General features: G+C 43.5%; 15 protein-coding genes. 5 read left to right on the top strand and 10 right to left on the bottom strand.

The features are described 5' to 3' along the window. Together OSCI_RS06065 and rsmH are read right to left on the bottom strand one after the other, a co-directional pair. A partial coding sequence (locus OSCI_RS06065; RefSeq protein ID WP_039961798.1) for a response regulator occupies nucleotides 1-867 on the bottom strand: 867 nt, incomplete at its 3' end. Nucleotides 868-977: 110 nt separating this feature from the next. Beyond that, on the bottom strand, nucleotides 978-1898 hold the full coding sequence (gene rsmH, locus OSCI_RS06060; RefSeq protein WP_007353996.1) for a 16S rRNA (cytosine(1402)-N(4))-methyltransferase RsmH: 921 nt from the start codon (nucleotides 1896-1898) through the stop codon (nucleotides 978-980). A gap of 85 nt (nucleotides 1899-1983) precedes the next feature. Here rsmH and OSCI_RS06055 point away from each other — a divergent pair, with 85 nt between their 5' ends. The 3 genes from OSCI_RS06055 (at nucleotide 1984) to OSCI_RS06045 (ending at nucleotide 5232) form a co-directional block, all read left to right on the top strand. Further along, complete coding sequence (locus tag OSCI_RS06055; protein ID WP_007353995.1) at nucleotides 1984-3168, top strand: NAD(P)H-quinone oxidoreductase subunit H; 1185 nt, start codon at nucleotides 1984-1986, stop codon at nucleotides 3166-3168. A 310-nt stretch (nucleotides 3169-3478) separates the two neighbouring features. Then, the gene (locus OSCI_RS06050; protein ID WP_007353994.1) at nucleotides 3479-4483 is read left to right on the top strand and encodes a pentapeptide repeat-containing protein; all 1005 of its coding nucleotides are present in this window, start codon (nucleotides 3479-3481) and stop codon (nucleotides 4481-4483) included. Between the two features lie 140 nt (nucleotides 4484-4623). Then, nucleotides 4624-5232 carry a Uma2 family endonuclease gene (locus OSCI_RS06045; protein WP_007353993.1) on the top strand — a complete coding sequence of 203 codons (609 nt, stop codon included), beginning with the start codon at nucleotides 4624-4626 and terminating at the stop codon, nucleotides 5230-5232. Between the two features lie 186 nt (nucleotides 5233-5418). Here OSCI_RS06045 and OSCI_RS06040 read toward each other — a convergent pair whose 3' ends face one another. Continuing rightward, nucleotides 5419-6777, bottom strand: coding sequence for a HEAT repeat domain-containing protein (locus OSCI_RS06040; RefSeq protein WP_007353992.1), 1359 nt, complete (start codon nucleotides 6775-6777; stop codon nucleotides 5419-5421). A gap of 125 nt (nucleotides 6778-6902) precedes the next feature. Here OSCI_RS06040 and OSCI_RS06035 point away from each other — a divergent pair, with 125 nt between their 5' ends. Together OSCI_RS06035 and OSCI_RS06030 are read left to right on the top strand one after the other, a co-directional pair. After that, on the top strand, nucleotides 6903-7337 hold the full coding sequence (locus OSCI_RS06035; RefSeq protein ID WP_007353991.1) for a globin family protein: 435 nt from the start codon (nucleotides 6903-6905) through the stop codon (nucleotides 7335-7337). 76 nt (nucleotides 7338-7413) lie between these two features. Beyond that, a complete protein-coding gene (locus OSCI_RS06030) occupies nucleotides 7414-8280 on the top strand; it encodes a lipid kinase (protein ID WP_007353990.1) in 867 nt (288 codons plus the stop codon). Nucleotides 8281-8301: 21 nt separating this feature from the next. On the opposite strand, the gene OSCI_RS31305 is transcribed toward OSCI_RS06030, so the two are convergent. The 7 genes from OSCI_RS31305 to OSCI_RS06000 all read right to left on the bottom strand — a co-directional run bounded on the left by OSCI_RS31305 (nucleotide 8302) and on the right by OSCI_RS06000 (nucleotide 16879). After that, the gene (locus OSCI_RS31305) at nucleotides 8302-10938 is read right to left on the bottom strand and encodes a CHAT domain-containing protein (protein WP_007353989.1); all 2637 of its coding nucleotides are present in this window, start codon (nucleotides 10936-10938) and stop codon (nucleotides 8302-8304) included. Between the two features lie 7 nt (nucleotides 10939-10945). Then, on the bottom strand, nucleotides 10946-12658 hold the full coding sequence (locus tag OSCI_RS06020) for an adenylate/guanylate cyclase domain-containing protein (protein WP_007353988.1): 1713 nt from the start codon (nucleotides 12656-12658) through the stop codon (nucleotides 10946-10948). A gap of 18 nt (nucleotides 12659-12676) precedes the next feature. Next, entirely contained in the window at nucleotides 12677-12847 is a 171-nt protein-coding gene (locus OSCI_RS29655; protein ID WP_155523405.1) for a hypothetical protein, read from the bottom strand. Nucleotides 12848-13103: 256 nt separating this feature from the next. After that, entirely contained in the window at nucleotides 13104-14726 is a 1623-nt protein-coding gene (locus OSCI_RS06015; RefSeq protein WP_007353987.1) for a hypothetical protein, read from the bottom strand. 132 nt (nucleotides 14727-14858) lie between these two features. Then, complete coding sequence (locus OSCI_RS06010; RefSeq protein WP_007353986.1) at nucleotides 14859-15293, bottom strand: NUDIX hydrolase; 435 nt, start codon at nucleotides 15291-15293, stop codon at nucleotides 14859-14861. A gap of 81 nt (nucleotides 15294-15374) precedes the next feature. Further along, nucleotides 15375-15827 carry a DUF3531 family protein gene (locus tag OSCI_RS06005; RefSeq protein ID WP_007353985.1) on the bottom strand — a complete coding sequence of 151 codons (453 nt, stop codon included), beginning with the start codon at nucleotides 15825-15827 and terminating at the stop codon, nucleotides 15375-15377. Nucleotides 15828-15838: 11 nt separating this feature from the next. Beyond that, complete coding sequence (locus tag OSCI_RS06000) at nucleotides 15839-16879, bottom strand: Sll0314/Alr1548 family TPR repeat-containing protein (RefSeq protein WP_007353984.1); 1041 nt, start codon at nucleotides 16877-16879, stop codon at nucleotides 15839-15841. Nucleotides 16880-17149 lie beyond the last annotated feature (270 nt).

The raw sequence follows: 17149 nt of genomic DNA, 5'->3' as shown, positions 1-17149 counted from the left end.
TTGGTAGAGTTTGGCTTGAGAAAGAGCGAGGGCTGCTTGCTCCGCCACGCCTTCGATCAATTGGATGTCTTCCGCTGACCAAGGATTAGTAGAACCTTCTTGACAGAGGGCGAGGGCTGCGAGCATTTCCTGCTGGTAGGTCAGCGGTACTACCACCTGAACGCTGCGATCGCTTTCACTGCTTGGGTGTAGTTGAGTTTTGCGGCTCTCTACCACTTGGCGGAGCAGGTCTTCACTGAGGTTAAAACTGTTGTTTGTGGCTGTTTCCGCTTGGTAAGAGAAAGAGGAACCTAATAGAGTCCCGCCGTCTACGGGCCGAAGTATACAGTAAGCTGCTTCAAAAGTCTGCCCCACAGTTTGGACAATAGTTTGGAGCATACTGGAGTAGTCTAGCGAACCTCGAATAGCGCTCATCACCTCATTAAATAGGGATTCTCGCCGCAGGGATCTGCGGAGTGCTAGGCTGCGTTGCTTATAGTATTTGTAAGTTTCCGAGGCTTGATTGATAACGGATTTCAGTTCTTCAGGATTCCAGGGTTTGGTGATGTATTTGAAAACCTGGCCGGCGTTAATCGCTTCCACCAAGTCTTCTACATCGGTGTACCCTGTCAGGAGAATCCGAATCGTATCGGGAAAGCGCTCGACAGTTTTGCCCAAAAACTCAGTACCGTTCATTTCTGGCATCCGCTGGTCAGAAATGATCACTGCCATTTCGCCCTGCTCGTCAAGAACTTGTAGAGCGTTGAGGGCACTATCTGCTTTGTAAACTTGAAAGTCGCGTCGAAACGTCCGGTACAGCAAATCTAGGTTGTCAGGCTCGTCATCGACTACCATCAGTTTGAGCTTGCTCCTATCTCCCTGACTCATGGAATTCTCTACCCTCAGACGAATTTATCAGGTTTAATTGGCTAAGATACATCCAAATAATACGTTGCCTGTTGGCTTAAGCCCCGTTTATACAAGATCGGGGTTGGTTACTAGATTAATCGTTCTGCCAGTCTGAGCTTAGCAGAGCGAGCACGGGGATTTTTAGCTACTTCTTCAGTTGCTGGTTGGATCGGCTTTTTTGTCAATACTCGCAACAGGGACGAACCTTTGAGTTCGTGCTTTGCTAGCCGATCTTCTAAACTGTGAAAGCTGATAATTCCCATTCTCCCGCCAGGCTTTAACCACTGGGGCGCTTGCTTGAGGAAAGTTTCTACGGCGGTAAGTTCGGAGTTGACGGCGATCCTCAAGGCTTGAAAGGTGCGAGTGGCTGGATGTATGCGACCGTAGCGGTATTTGGGTGGTACACAGCGGGCGATCGCTTCTGCCAGTTCTGTTGTTGTTTGGAATGGGCGATCGCCTACGATCCGCCGGGCTATCCGCCGCGATAACCTCTCCTCTCCGTAGGTATAAAATATATCTGCAAGTTTAACTTCTTCCCAGTGATTTACGATCTCTGCTGCTGTCAGTGATTGTTGCTGGTTCATACGCATATCCAAATTAGCGTGATGGCGAAAGCTAAAGCCGCGTCCTGGAGCATCCAGTTGAGCGGAACTTACACCCAAGTCTGCTATTATACCGTCAAATGTTGACTCTTTGGCTGGATAGCTGGCAAAATTTCCGTGCCAAAATTGGATGCGGGCGGAATTTGGGGCTAAAAATTCGGCAAGTTGCTGTTTACAAAAGGCGATCGCGTCTAGGTCTTGGTCGATCGCAACTATAGTAACATCGGGTGCCGCAGCCAAAATTAAACGGGTATGGCCACCGCCGCCCACTGTGGCATCTAAATAGTGTCCTCCCGCACGCACAGCCAGACCCTCAATTAACTGCGGGCCCAGAACGGGGATGTGATAAACGCCGCTCTCAACTTTTGATGCTACGACCTCCTTCTCAGACAACTCAATCTCCTTCATAATGCTAGACAGGCGAAACAAAAATCAACAACAGTTAACAGTTAACAGTTAACAGTTAACAGTTAACAGTCAACAATTACTAATTATGACAAGAATTGAAACCAGAACCGAACCGATGGTACTCAACATGGGGCCGCACCATCCCTCCATGCACGGGGTACTAAGGTTAATTGTCACCCTGGACGGGGAAGATGTAGTTGACTGTGAGCCAGTTATGGGCTACCTGCATCGGGGAATGGAAAAAATTGCCGAAAGTCGCACTAATGTGATGTACGTCCCCTACGTCAGCCGTTGGGACTATGCAGCAGGTATGTTTAATGAGGCCGTGACTGTCAACGCGCCGGAAAAATTGGCTGATATTAAGGTGCCCAAACGCGCTAGCTACATCCGGGTAATCATGCTGGAGTTGAACCGGATTGCCAATCATCTATTGTGGTTAGGGCCATTTTTGGCAGATGTGGGGGCGCAAACGCCTTTTTTCTATACTATGCGCGATCGCGAACCCATTTTAGACCTATGGGAAGCAGCTACGGGTTATCGCATGGTTAACAACAACTATTTCCGCATTGGCGGCGTGGCGGCAGATTTGCCCTACGGTTGGGTAGACAAGTGCGAAGACTTCTGCGATTACTTCTGGCCGAAGGTGGATGAATACGAACGCCTGATTACTAACAATCCCATCTTTCGCCGCAGAATAGAAGGACTCGGCACGATTTCGCGTGCTGAAGCGATTAACTGGGGACTTTCCGGCCCCATGTTGCGGGCTTCTGGCGTGAAGTGGGACTTGCGAAAGGTTGACCACTATGAATGTTATGACGATTTTGACTGGGAGGTGCAGTGGGAGAGTGCGGGAGATTGTCTAGCGCGGTATTTGGTGCGAATTCGCGAGATGCGCGAGTCGGTGAAAATTATTCGCCAAGCGCTAAAAGGACTTCCCGGCGGCCCCTATGAGAATTTGGAAGCAAAGCGACTGGAGGGAGGGCCAAAATCTGAGTGGAATGCTTTCGACTACCAGTTTATTGGTAAGAAAGTTGCTCCCACTTTTAAGATTCCTAAAGGCGAACACTATGTCCGCGTTGAAAGCGGCAAAGGTGAGCTAGGAATTTACATTATTGGCGATGATAATGTTTTTCCTTGGCGCTGGAAGATTCGCGCTGCGGATTTCAATAATTTGCAGGTATTGCCCCACATCCTTCGCGGTGTGAAGGTGGCCGATGTTGTGGCAATTTTGGGCAGCATCGACGTAATCATGGGGTCGGTTGACAGGTAATAAATTGTAAGATTTGGGATTGAGCTAGGAGGATACAATTAATGTAGCAATCCAAAGCAATCCCAAATTGGTAATGGGTAATGGGTAAGTCGTATATTAAGTCAGGGTTAGGAAGATCTACGCGATCGGCAATCTCTCAATATTATTTTCAGGTTTAATCTGATTAAAATATTTCCTTAATTTAAAGAGGCGATTATAATTGATACCCTGTTATATAATCAATTATAAATTACTCTTAATCCGTATCAGTTTAAAAATCAAGGGGAAACTTTAATCAGATTTACTAGCAATTAACTAGGAGGTAGATAGAATGGAAGCCCATGAATTATTAAGTTTATATACCAGAGGAGAGAGAGACTTTAGGGCAACTGACTTAACAGCAGCTAATTTGATCGGAGCTAAGATTCCTCACTCAAACTTATCAGGCTCTAATTTGAAAGAGGCATCTTTAGCGAGAGCTTATTTAGAACGCTGTTTTCTCCTAGAAGCTAACTTAAATGGAGCTTTTTTATACGGTGCAAATTTGAGCTTTGCTAAACTAAAAGGAAGTCACCTTTTAGGGGCTGATTTAACAAAAGCCGATCTTAGAGGCGCTCAACTGGCTAAAGTCGATCTAACTGGCGCTCAACTAAGCGGTGCTATCCTCAGTTGGGTGAGCCTTTTTCAGGCAAATTTACCGGGAGTAAATTTGTGCGGTGCTAATTTGAGCGGTATCAATTTGCGATCGGCCAATTTAGCTGGTGCTAACTTAAATTGGGCTAATCTAACTGGTGCTAGATTGAGCGGTGCTAACCTGAAAGGCGCTCTTTTAAATGGCGTGAAGTTGAATAAAGCTTTTTTAAATGGGCTGAATTTGGCAGGAATAGACTTCAGTGGATTGGAACTGGAAGATGTTAAGTTAAGCGGAGCACAATTATCAGGCGCTAACTTAAGCGGAACTGTTTTAAGTGGGGCGCGAATGCGTTTTACTAAACTAGAGCAGGCAAATCTTAAACAAGCTGATTTACATGATACCGATCTCAGAGGCGGGAATTTAATTCAAGCTAACTTGATGAAAACCAACTTAACTGAAGCTGATTTGAGGGAGGCAGATTTGAGTCATACAAATCTCAATTTAGCAAATCTCAAGGGTGCTGATTTGAGTGGTGCTAATTTGCAAGGAGCATATCTCTGGGCGACGAATTTGGATGGCGCTTGCTTGAAGGGTGCGGATCTCCGAGGCGCTAGCTTGCGAAATGCGATTATTAGCGGTGCTGATTTGCGAGATGCGATCCTAACTGGTGCAACGATGCCTGATGGTAAAATTTGCTGCTAAATAAGGGGTGATAGTTAGTGGTTAGTAGCAGAATGCCTAACAAGCAGCTACTAATCGCTAACTAAATGATACAGTTTAGATGCGAGAAAGCTAACGACATTTAAATCAGACCCTTGCTTAAACTTCTCTGTGAGGTAACGATGCTAGAAACACTCACTAAACTAGAAACTATCTGCATCGAACTACCAACAGCGATCGCCCTGTACGTCACCCCCGAACAGTTCGAGGCGATCGCTCTAGCGAATCGGGATTTGAGACTAGAACGTACAGCAGCGGGAGAATTAATCGTGAATCCCCCCACAGGAGGCGAATCAGGTCAGAGGAATTTTAGCATGACTGGACAACTCGCTCGCTGGTACGAAGAACACGAAGATTTAGGGGAAGCCTTTGACTCCTCCACTGGTTTTCGGCTCCCGAATGGAGCTGACCGTTCCCCCGATGTCTCCTGGGTGAGGCGGGAGCGTTGGGAAGCGCTTACCCCTCGACAGCGCAAAGGCTTTGTACCGCTATGCCCAGATTTTGTTGTCGAGTTGCGTTCGGAATCAGATAGCCTGCGATCGCTTCAAACTAAGATGCAGGAATACATCGATAATGGGGCAAGATTGGGATGGTTGATTGACCCGAAAAATCGACGGGTAGAAATTTACCGATCGGGGTCAGAGGTGGAAGTATTAGAAAATCCCTCGGAGTTGTCGGGTGAGGACGTGCTGCCTGGTTTTGTTCTAAATCTAATGCGAGTGTGGCGTTAAAGATGGCTTATAGTTGGGAAATTTATTATTTTTAGCTATCATTTAGCCATTACTTAGCTTTTACAGGACTTACGCATCGGGCCCTAGAAACTGGGTTTTTGAGAGAATCTGTGGGTAACAACGAAGTTTTTTCGTAAAAAAACCCGGTTTCTTTGATTGGGTGCGTAAGTCCTATTTTAATTTTTCTTACCATTCCTGCAAGGCGATCGCGATTCCTTGTTTTAAATTTTGTCTGAGATTGTTTTGCTTTGCCAAGTTTTCTAATTGCTGGTAAGCTTGTTGAGGCGCTAGTTGTTTGAGCGCAGCTATGCAGTGAAGTCTGATGCTGCTATCTGCATCTGCTAACATTTCAATCAAAGGTTCTATTGCCTCCATATTTCCTAGTTGTCCTAATCCTAAAGCTATAGATTGTTTAATGTCTTCTATAACTGCGGGTTCTCCCACTTTCAGGAAATCGATCAGAATCTCTGCGGCTTTAGCTTTTAAATTGGGCGTTTCGACTCGCCCCAAAATGGTAACAATTTCTTTTGTTAAGGCAGAAGGAAGAGGGAAGAAGGAAGAAGAATGAGAATTTATTTCTTTTGTTGGGTGGAGATTTACTTCTTTCTCTTGTAACTTATCTTCCTCAATTAAAGCTTTTTGTAAATACTCTAAGCCAGTTTTTGTCTCCATCCAGCCTAAAGCGCGGATGGCTTCAATTTGTAAAGAAACTGGGGTTGTTGGAGATTGTAATAGCTCAAATAAGGTAGTTGCAGCCGTATCTGTTTTGATGCGTCCTAGTGCGATCGCGGCCGCTGAACAAACTTCTAACCGGATATCTTTAAGTAACGGTTTGAGCAAGTTGACTAAATCGAATTCGCCGTCTAAGTAGGAACGCAAGCCTAAAGCGATCGCGGCTTCTTTTCTAACTGCTGTGGCTGGATCTTTTAGAGCTTCTACCAGTACCGGCGGAATACGGGAATCGTGAAAGCTGGACAGACCTTCAATTGCAGCAACACGCACCGAGGCAAGCCGATCGCCTGCTACACTCAGCAAAGGCTCAATAGTCTCAGGCTGCCGAATTTGAGCGAGTGCGGATGTAGCAAACTGTCGGGAATCTTCCAGGGCCAAGAGATTTGTCAAAGATGCGATCGCGCTGGGGCCTAAACTAGCGAGGGTATCTGCGGCTATCGTACTTAATTCTTCGGTTTCAGAGGTTTTAAGAAGCTCTACTAGGGCCGCGATCGCTTCTGGCCGGTCGAAATTGCCCAAAATCCGGACTGCGAACCAGCGTTGTTCTAAGTCTGCATCTTCATCCTCGACAATGGCAATCAAAGGCGCGATCGCGATCGTTCCCAGATTAGGTACTACCTTCGCAATTTCCCACCGATCTTGAAACTCTCCCCATGCTAAAACATCTAAAGCCAGAGTCAACAATTGCTGTACATCAGACGCAGAAGTTTCTAGTTTCTGATTGCCATTCCCCAATTGCTGCAAATATTGAGCTAGTAGCGACCAATTTCCCTGCTGAGCTGCTGCTTGTGCTTGCTCTAAAACATCAGACATGATTTTAAGGGGCGTTTTCTTGAGGAGCTTAAATTAAGTTCAACTTATTTTAGTATATTTATGGCAATTCTCCTACTGTGGTAAAATGTAAACTAAGTATGAATTTAGATAGAGGTTAGTTGGCAATGTCTCTGAATATTGAATTGTTGGAAGAAAGTTTTAATCGTATTAAACCAAACGCCCCAGAATTTGCCACCAGTTTCTACGATAATCTTTTTGCAGACTATCCTCACGTTAAACCCCTATTTGCTAATGCTAACATGGCAGAGCAAAAAAAGAAACTAATAGCTTCTTTAGTTCTGGTGATTCAAAATCTCCGTAAACCTGATGCCCTCACAGGTGCTCTTAAAGGCATGGGTGCTAGGCACGTCCAGTATGGCACTCTCCCAGAGCATTATCCCCTCGTTGGAGCCTCGATCCTGAAAACATTTGAATCTTACTTAGGCCCTGATTGGACACCAGAAGTGAAGCAGGCGTGGGTTGATGCGTATGGGGCGATCGCTAACCTCATGCTCGAAGGTGCAGACTATCCCGAAGCAGTCCTGAAATTGCCTAACTGAAACCGAGCTGGTTCTTGGCAGCAAAACAAGCGAGTTTTGTATTAGGCTATTGCCTAAGCCCTAATTCGTAACTTATATGAAAAAAGCCCTGCTTTTAGTCAATCAACACGCCAGAAGCGGACAAAAGCTCTTGTCTCAAGCAACTAGGGAATTGCAAGCGTTAGGCTTTGAGCTGATCCAAGAATCCACAGATAGCCCCCACCACATCCCCGACGCAATCCGGCGCTACAAAAATCAAGTTGATTTAGTAATAGTTGGCGGCGGTGACGGTACCTTAAACGCAGCTATAGAAGGTTTAATTAACACTGACTTGCCATTAGGAATTTTGCCTCTGGGAACTGCTAACGACTTAGCTCGTACTCTAGGGATTCCTACCTCTTTGCCCGAAGCTTGCCAAGTAATAGCAGCAGGTCAAATTCGTCGAATCGACTTGGGTTGGGTGAATGGAAAATACTTCTTTAACGTCGCAAGTTTGGGGCTGAGCGTACAAATTACGCAACGCCTAACTAAGGAAGTAAAGCGGCGTTGGGGAATTTTAGCTTATGCCGCAACTGCCTTACAAGTAATTTGGCAATCGCGGCCTTTTCGAGCCGAAATTCGCGTCAACAACCAATCAATTCGAGTAAAAACAATTCAAATTGCCATAGGAAACGGTCGCTATTACGGCGGTGGAATGACAGTTGCCGAGGATGCGACAATTGATGACCAGCGGCTAGATTTATACAGTTTGGAAACTAAACATTGGTGGCAAATTGTCGCCTTGCTACCAGCAATGAGGCAAGGCAATCATGCTCTTTGGCCTGGAGTTCGGGCTTTGCACGGTCAAGAAATTGAGGTGCGTACTTCTAAATCTCGTCGCATCAATACAGATGGCGAAATCACAACTCACACCCCTGCTATATTTCGCGTTATCCCCAAAGCTCTGGCAGTTTTTGCTCCTTGAATAAACGTTAACAGTTAACAATTACCAAGGACTACCAATCATCATAAAAGCTGACCAATAATAAGGATGAGTTAAATTGGGATTTTCTGCACCTATTAGTTCTCGTGGTAAAGCGATGCTACCCCTAGAAGCCTTAACAGAGGTAGAAACACGACTCAAAATTCCTGAGTCAATCCGTATGTCACCTTCGAGCATTGCTATCTGTGCCTGCCTTAAGGCTTCTGCTTTAATTGGTGCTATTTTTAACTGATGATAAAACTCACTCATTAAAGCTAAAGTTCCTCGATCTGATACATACCATAAACTCGCTAGCGCTGACTTTACACCTGCTTGAAATGCCAAACCTGCAAAACCTAGTTCGATTTCTTCATCTCCCAATGCAGTCCGACAAGAACTGAGTACCAGTAACTCTACAGGAGGATTATTCCACCCTAACTGCCGCAATTGATCCAAATGTAATTTTGTATCCCATAATTGAATATATGAATTGCCAGCAGCACCAGGATTAAATTCTCCATGAGTTGCTAAATGAATAATTTGATAAGGCTGTTTATTGCGCTGAAGTTTAAGATTTTCTAGAGTAAATTCTTGATTGAGAAAAGATTTACCAGGCCATAAGTTACCTACAATTGTAGATAATTCTATAGGGACAGCCGGTAGAGGACTCAGGTCTTTAAATTCTGAGGCTCCCATTGCCAGTACAGAGGCATTTTTTAGGGATTGATAACGAGTATCAGTTAAGCTCAGGCTGGGGATGAGGCTGAAACTGTACTTTTGAATTAAAAACTGTTTGCCGTCATGTAAAGCTGCTAGCGGAAGAGAGCGCAAGCCTCCATCCATTGAAAATAATATGGTGTTGATGCCATCAGCCTCTAATGCTGCTTCTAAGGGTAAAATTAGCCATTGATAGAGTTGTTGAGCAGATTCTAAATAGCTCTTAGTATTGACTTTTCTGGGGTTAGTAATTTCTGAGCGAAATTCTCTGGCTACCGCTAACAATTTCTGGCGGTTAGCTTCTGGTATAGTTTTACGAATAGGTGTCCCTTTGGGCGTAAATAATACTAGCTCTAATTGTTCTGGAAAAGCAGTTACATAAACAATTGCAGAACGATTCCCGGTTTGAGCGGTAATTTTTCCCAAGGTGTCTCGGATAGTTTGCGGCGTGACTTTGCTGTTAAGAAGATTATCGCCAAATCGATCGGAAAATTCTAGTTCTCGGCTTAACACAATCGGCATTTCCGTTGGAATAGCATTAACCATCGCCGCACCATTATTACTAGGATTTAGTCTCATCATTTCTCCGGTTTTAGGTGGAGAACGGAAATCTAGACGGTGTATAGGGAAGTCACTATTAGGAGGTGTTAGGATTTGTCTACCAGGTGTTCCGCTTGGCAACATTCTGATGTCAATATTGCTGGGATTCAATGGCAGAAATGGCATCGCACTTAAGCTTGAGAAATTATCGGGAATAGAGGGAAAGAACTGTGCTTGAGACGTAGGCATTCCACCACCAGTAATTATCGGTAATGTTGCACTTGATAATAATATTGGAAGCGGCGGAGAGACTGAAGAGTTAATATTATTGTTAAATATATTATTATCAAATATTGGAACTGTAACCGCTGCTTTCAAGTTAGTTTCTATTACGGAATTATCGTTGATTGAGGGGATTTCAATCTCTGATAATAAGGGAAAATCGCTATTGATTTGGCTCAAGTTGTTAGGTGGGAGTAGTACCACTTGCCCCCGATTATTAACAATCACATTCTCGGCGTTTTCTTGACTGCCACCTGTGAGCAATTTGGGCAAGTTAGCGGGGGTGAGAAAATTGCGATTAGATGATAGGGGAGACTTTTCTGTAAATGGCACTTCCAAATTTAATAGATGTCTGGGTTGGCTAATACGGACAACATTTTCGCCTGGTACACTAGCAACGGTAATGTTGCCATTGGGAGCTTGCAATTGTCCATTATTAATCGGGAAGCGGCTCAAAAGAGTTAAATTTTGCCCCGATTCTACTGCCAAAATACCATTGTTAATAATAAAACTAGAGGATGTTGCCGGAAATGAAAAAATATTTGGTGTTCCTATTAAGGAAGAGTAATCATTAGGGCCGCCGGCATTAAACCAGCCCGTATTAAAGCCGATACCAGCAGCCGTTGTAGCTGTAAAATCTGCTGGTACGTTCAAGCGGGCATTAGCACCAAAGATAATCCCAGAAGGGTTCATTAAAAATAGATTAGAATTGCCACCTGTAACCGAAATCAAGCCGTTAATTAAAGAGGGATTACCACCAACAACGCGACCGAGTATATTCTGAATGGATGGATTAGTCAGAAAGTTAGCTATCTGGTTTTCATTTAAGCCAAATTGCTGAAAACTGTGGAAAAGATTAGCCCCATCTCCAGATAATTTACCGCCGCTGATATCGAGGCGATTTCCGTTAGGACTAACAATGGTTCCGGTGCCGTCGTTAGCAGGTACTATAGGTTGACCTAGTGCAATTTTAGAGAATAATAATGATTCTAAAGTTGGCAAAAATAAACCACAAAACCAGAATAATACTATTAGTCTATATTTGGTTTTAACTGTGCTTAATAATCCTTTAACTGCTAGCATTTGAGCGGGTTTCCTGGGTAGTAATTTCTTGGGTTGCATAAATATTTTATTTTTCAATTCTGGGGCAATCTTCGCGCAAATTACTTACAACAACATTCTGATTTTCAGTGAGATGTTGATCGCTGATTTTACCCTTAAGCAAGTAAGTGATCATTTCCCCTTTACCTTTGATTTCAATTAAACCCCGCTGCTCTAGCCAGTATTTATCTCGCAAATAGTGGTAAGTTGCTTCTGTGATTTGAATCCCTCCTACAATGCCATGAGATTCCATGCGACTAGCTATATTTACAGTATCGCCCCACAGATCGTAAATAAATTTTTTTGTGCCAATTACGCCAGCCACTACCGAACCCGTATTGATGCCGATTCTGATACTAAATGCGTCGTTGTGCTTTTCATTAAAACGGATGATTGCTTGCTGCATATCCAAAGCCATATTTGCAATCGCTTCTGCATGATCTTTTCGGGGATTAGGAAGTCCACCAACTACCATGTAAGCGTCACCAATTGTTTTGATTTTCTCCAAACCGTGCTGCATTGCTAAGAAATCAAAAGACGAAAATATTTCATTGAGTAATTTGACTAATTCTGTTGCTGAAATTCGAGAAGAAAGCTTGGTAAAACCAGCGATGTCTGCAAACAAAACTGTTACGTTTTCAAAAGTGTCGGCAATAGTCCCTGGTTCCCGTTTCAGGCGATCTGCGATTGCTTTTGGCAAGACATTGAGCAGCAACCGTTCAGACTTTTCCTGTTCAATTTCCAATTGTTCTAAGGCAGACTGAAACGCATTTCTAATCGCTAAAGCTAGTGCGACTGTTGCTACCGCAGATGCTCCTAGTAGTACTGCTGCGCCTATACTTGTCAGATTAATTTGATACCGCGCTCGTTCCACTTCTTCTGTCGCCACAATTAGTAATTTATCGGAAACTGCGGTAGTTTGCTCATCAAAAGTATCGCTAATTTTACGAATGTCGCGATCGAGAGCAGCTAGTTCTTTAGATTCCAATTCATAACTGCCGAGATAGCGTTGTGCCTGCTCTTTTTGGGAAATATCTAATTTTGGGGAGCGACGAATTGCCTCACGTAGGGTGATAACTGCCTCAAAGAGCGATCGCCTTTCCAGTTCCGATCGTTTGAGTAAATATTCCTTTTCTAAAGCCTGCATTCGGTTATACAAAGCAATTAATTCTGGTTCGCTAGCTAGTTGAAGAGTATCGCGCAATAATTCAGACTTGCGATCGGCCCTTGCCAGTACGCCTGTCTGATCTTCACCTAACATCCCTACTAATCCCACTGTCTCTCTAAAATTGTCGCTGTAATGCCTCACTTTTTCCTCATATTCCACCAATTCTGGATTAGTGCGGCGGAACCCCTCACTCGCATCTTCACTGGTAAGTAATTTTTGCAATTCGTCGCGAATTTGTAGAACTTTTAGTATCTGTTCATCGTGGGGTTCTGCGTAATCTTGCCGCGCTTTTTCAAAACCAATTATTGACCACTGGCGAAAGAATTCTGTTTCTTTTCGGCGTGCTTGTGCTAAATTTTTGTTCATCTCAAACACTAACCGCTGAATTTTAATACTTGTCACCATAGCCGATTCGGTTTTATTGCGGACAATGCTGAGAGAAAAAAGCCCAGTTAGAGCTACTGTGCCAATTAACAACAATTGAGCGCTAGAAGCTAACCTAAACTTGCGAGTTATACTGCGTTTGCTCCAGGTTTTAGTGAGCTTTTCCCTAATATTTGTTAAATTAGTCAATTTGAGTTCCTCCCAGCGCTAACTGCTTTGTGCTATGACACCGAGTGCTGGAGTTCGCACCCAAAATTGTCGGCTGCGATCGCTTGGCAGGTTAATGCCGAGCTTGTCTCTCCAGTAGCGGAGGCATTTATTTTCCATCAATAGCGCTGTCGGGATTGCCTGAGTGAGGCAACAGTGGAGCCTTTTCATTCTATGCACCCTGTTTTTGAGTCTCCCAACGGAGGTTGAGAAAGGCTGAACTCTATGATAACACTAGAGCCTGCCCTCTGAGGGGATAATATCCCTGATGGTCACGCCAATGAGGGGGGACAGGCATGAGGAGAATGGGAGAGCGGAGGTGGTGAGCGATCGGTTATTAGTTTTTTAATAATAGTTTTAAGTAAAAAATCCACAGCAAAATCATCAGTTTTTACACTGTTTTTTATGTGCGCGTGTGCAAATTTATTTACTCTTCAGTCGATAATTTATAATCAATTCCTGCACCGTATTGCCATGATTCAATCCATCGATGATAGTAGTACTGTTGAAATGGCGATAATGTTTTAATACCAGGTTCTAATTTATGCCCCAAGGAATATAATCCTGTGTAAACTCCCAAGTTTATATAATGAATCGTCCAATCTAACAAGTTTCCTATCCCTACTTGAGGAATGACTTTAATTACTACTCCCGGATGAGCGATCGCAGTTTTAAATAGAGTCTTCGATAAAGCACTAAATTGAACTATATCTTGAAGAAATGGTTTGAGGACAGGTTCTCCTAACTCTTCCATAACCTGAAATACCCCTGCCAACAATTGATTAATCTGATTTGGGTCAATATTCTGGTTGATAACAGCACTCATGGAGCGTTGAAATAGCCAAGTTACTGATAGATTTGGCTGATAAGGTTGCAGTATAGCTAGAGCATTTTGGCTGAGCAGATCGATTTCTAAGGCTTCCTGAATGCCTTGGGTTAAGCGTTTGAGGTGGCGAACCATTGCCCCAAAACCACCGAAGCTGAGAGGAGATTGGCTACCACTGCTATCTCCAATGGGGAGGATGCGATCCCAGGGCATTTTTAGAGGGCTTTGACGATAGCATGGAAAAAATCCGTAGAGCGCTCTTTGGAAGTTTAGCTGGTTAATTTCGACGTTTTGATATGTCGGTAATAAGCTCAAGTATTCTTCAAATAATGTTTCTAAACTAAATCGCTCTGGATGAGCATCTACGTAGGTAAATAAGTAGGTTGTGCGGCCATCTCGTGCCGGGAATGCCTCCCAAAAATATTGGCATTGGTTTTGCATAGGTGTGAAAGATGCAAATAAGTCGCCTGTATCATTTTTGGGAAATCCTTGAGCGCAACTACCAACAACTAAGCAGACAGCATCGGGTTTTTGTCCTTGTCGCGCTTGTTGGACTATGGGAGAAAAATGCCCCATTGCATCTAATAACAATCTAGTTTTAAATATATTAGGGGGGGCTGATTGCGAGCTTAAATTATCTGTACTTTCCACCAGTTTTTCTGCTGAACTTACCCCGACAGATACTGCAATGCCATCGGGATGAATTATTGCTGCCTCAAAAGGAGTATTTTCAAATAGTTGACCGCCTGCTTGGATAAATTTTATTTTCAGGGTTTCCAAGAGGTAAACTGGGTCTATGCCGATGTTAAGAACGCCTTGTACGAAGATATCAGGAGTATTGGGAAAACTGATACGAGCAGGATTGTATTCGGTTGCGATCGCATTTTCTAATTCTTCAGGTGACAATAAATTTAGTTCTATAAATACGTCTAATTCTTGGCGAGAAATGTTCCATTCTTGCTCTCGCCCCCGTAGAGTGCCGCGTTCGAGTAAGGCAATACGCCAACCACGCATAGCTAAGGCCGTGCCTATTAAGATTCCCAAGGTACCACCGCTGATAACGACATCATAATCGATGGTTCCGAGGGATGAGGAATTGTGTGTTACAACTTGAGGAATGGGTGTGATTTCTTGTCTGAGTTTTTGCCAGATTAGATCGGTTTTTCGTAAGTTATTGAGAGCATTTCCTGGGAGTTGGGAGAGGATTTCTTCAGTTAAGGTCATGAGAGTTAAATTATATTGTACTTATAAAATAGGTAGCTTATTATTTCTTAGTCCGCCCTTCACTGCGTTTTACAAGTAAACTATGGCGGACTTAATTTTGATAGTAGCTATGACAACGACGTAGCGATAGACCTAATCCTCATAATAAGTAAGAAAATTATCAGGAACTAAGCGTAATTCACCCGATTTAAACCGCTCAATTGGCATCCAAAGAGCAGTTTTTTCTCGCTTTCCTTCGGCAAAAACTAAACTCTCTAATTGATAAAACTTCGGGTCAGCAAAGTCGCATTGATAAAGTTGAATTAACTCATGTCCCGGCTTACCATTGAATTCAAATATACTCTCAATACAGCCGAGATATTTGATATTTGTTAATTCTGCTTGAATTTCCTCTTGAAATTCCCGTTCTAGAGCATCGCGGCTATATTCCCCGAAGTCAACGCCGCCACCCATAACGCGATAAAATGTTTCTTGTTTCACTGGGTCGTAGCCTTCGGAGAGGAAGATGCGATTGCCATCTTTAATTAATCCCAAAGCTAGAACGCGGATTTCACCTTGTTTGTGCATAATTTGGTAATTGGTAATTGGTAATTGGTAAATTAATTTGTAGGGAAATTGCCAATAAAAGCTATTGGCAATTATTAGCTGTTAATTCTCGTAGGCTAGAGTAGACTTGCGAGCGTCTTTTTCAACTTGCCAGTCTTCATTTTCACCGCCGATAATCAATTTTTCAATCGCCACAAATTCCTTACTAAGTTGTGTGAAAACATTGATGAGAATATCTAGACCTAGAGCATCGCTTGTTCCTAAATCTAACCAACAACGCGCCCACAATCCCTCATACTCTACATCGCCCATATTGTGCATCAATGCCATCATGCTACTATCAGCCATATTGGTATCATAATTCAGGTAGCTGATATCTACTCCGACATCGTTCACTTGCAGATTTTCTGCATTGAATCCTCCTAGTTTTCCTAAAAAAAACCAGGAATCTAACACTTCTTCAATGTACTGCTTTTCGCCATTTGAAGGCACTGTGCTGAACTTAAGCCATATCCACAGATCGAAGGGGTCAAACTCGCGAAATTGTACTTCCATGAATGTCAATTTTATAGTGGTGGTAATACGACTGGCCCCCAGGTACCATCTCCATCTCTAATCGCATCGCGCATAGGATCGCAGGCACGTTTACTATTATCAAGACGGTTGCGCGTTTTGCACTGTTCAAAAAAGATTTGTGCAACTAAACGCCGGGGAAGTTGACTGGGTTTTGCCAAAGCAGCATCAAAGTTTTTCCTAGCTTCATCAAACAAGGTTCTATTGTTATTTTGTCGCCTCCCCTGAGAAACAAGAATTTGAGCTTTTAGATAAAGTATCTCTGGATTATTGGGAGTTTGTGCTAAGGCCTTATTTACAGAGTCAAGTGCTTGGTCATACTTGTCTAAGTCTCTATATCCAACTGCTACTCCACGATAGGCTAAATAGCGCGGAGATGCCTTTTGTTCTAATCTTTGAATCGCTTCATTCGGATTAGAAAAAGGTAGGTTGGTGGCAAGCATTAAATCCATATATCCCTTGACCAAGTTTAGTTCTGGGTCTGCGGGGGCTATTTTTTCTGCCGCGTCTAGATATTGGAATACCTGTCGGAGTTTTTTCATTGCTTGGGGAGTACCCTTGGTTGTACCTTCCTTAACAATTGTGTGAGCACCTTCTAAAAAATGACTGGCTGCTATATAAATATTGCCGCGCAATGGGTCAGTTTTAGTCAATTGCTCAGCAACTTCACGAGTTTTTTTAGCGTAGGAATTTAGCCCTTCTAAATCCCGCTCTATATAGGATAAAGAAGCTTTCAGTGCATATACTAGCGGGTCATTTTGCTCTACAGACAAAGCTTGGTCGATGTAAGTTTTTGCTGCTAAGTAATTTCCCTGCTCAAACATAGCTTTGAAAGCAGCTTCAGTTTTATTACCAATTGGGTGTGGATTGCTGCTGCGAAAAGGGTCTGCCGCTAGAGCGGGGTTAACGCAAAAGCTGAGGGCGGTAAGGGAAGCTATAGTCGTTAGCCGAATGGCAGTGCTCGCGATCGCACCTAGCGCCTGTTTTGGCTGAAGAAACTGGTAGATAAGCGACACCAATTGGGTTTTCGTCATCGTTGAGCCTCTGAAATCAATAGACTGTAAGCTAGGAGGCGGAGAGTGGAAAATTAAGACTCCCAGACCCCGATGCAAAAAATGGTACAAGTTATTTGATTTTTAGCACATTTTGCGGTACATTTTAATTATGGGAATATGTTATACAAGAAGGGACTAGGGGCTAGGGACTAGGGACTAGGGAAAGAGGAAGAGAAGGGGAGAGGGGGAAGGTATCAATTATCAATTATCAATTATGAACACGGATTTTACCGATTACACGGATTACAA

Source organism: Kamptonema sp. PCC 6506, from assembly GCF_000180455.1.
Lineage (GTDB): Bacteria > Cyanobacteriota > Cyanobacteriia > Cyanobacteriales > Microcoleaceae > Kamptonema > Kamptonema formosum.
Note: the sequence above shows the minus strand (reverse complement) of the source record. Positions and strands in the feature narration are given on the sequence as shown.